The following is an 812-nucleotide window of genomic DNA, read 5'->3' as shown; positions in this document are numbered from 1 at the left end:
TTCCACATGGGCTTCGGCGATTTACCCAAAGTTTGCCAAATGTCTGATTGGATAAACCTTACTGAAGGGTACAAGGGAAGCGCCGTTTCCCACCGACCACAGAGGCAGCAATGGAGCACATCGAGGCCGAGCATCCCCGGCCACGCCACTTCCTACTCCACCTGAGCGATCCCCACTTGATGGGAGGTCCAGACCCCCTGTACGGCGTCGTCGACAGCGAAGCGCGGCTCATCCAACTCTTCGAAGAGGTAAAGGCGTCCGGGGCGCGGCCGGAAGCTGTGATTTTCACCGGCGACCTCGCAGACAAGGGCGATCCGGAAGCGTATGTGAAACTACGCGCTATCGTGGAACCGGCGTGCCAGGACCTGGAAGCAGAAGTCATCTGGGCCATGGGAAACCACGACAACCGGGCGAACTTCCGGAAGGGCCTGCTGGACCAGCCCGGCAATGACGCCCCCGTCGACCACAGCTACTTCATCAACGGGCTGCGTGTGATCACCCTTGACACGTCCGTCCCGGGCTTTCACCACGGCGAACTCAGCGACCCGCAGCTGAAGTGGCTTGCCTCGGAGCTGGAGACACCGGCTCCGGACGGTACTATCCTGGCGCTCCATCACCCGCCAGTCCCTTCCGTGCTTGACCTTTCGGTGCTGGTTGAGCTGCGGGACCAGGCATCCCTTGCCGCTGTGGTCCGCAACTCGGACGTCCGGACCATCCTGGCCGGCCACCTGCATTACTCCACGACGGCGAGCTTTGCCGGGGTTCCCGTCTCCGTCGCCTCCGCCAGCTGTTACACCCAGGACCTGAACGTG

The 812-nt window shown here is 62.3% G+C and carries 1 protein-coding gene; it reads left to right on the top strand.

Features of this window, described 5'->3' with window-relative positions:
• Positions 1-110: 110 nt before the first annotated feature.
• Positions 111-812, top strand: a 702-nt coding sequence (locus tag AC5RWX_RS33895; RefSeq protein ID WP_494100519.1) for a phosphodiesterase, incomplete at its 3' end; no start/stop codon positions are given.

It is taken from the genome of Arthrobacter sp. SPT-J7 (assembly GCF_059089965.1).
This window is presented reverse-complemented; position numbering and strand designations above follow the sequence as displayed.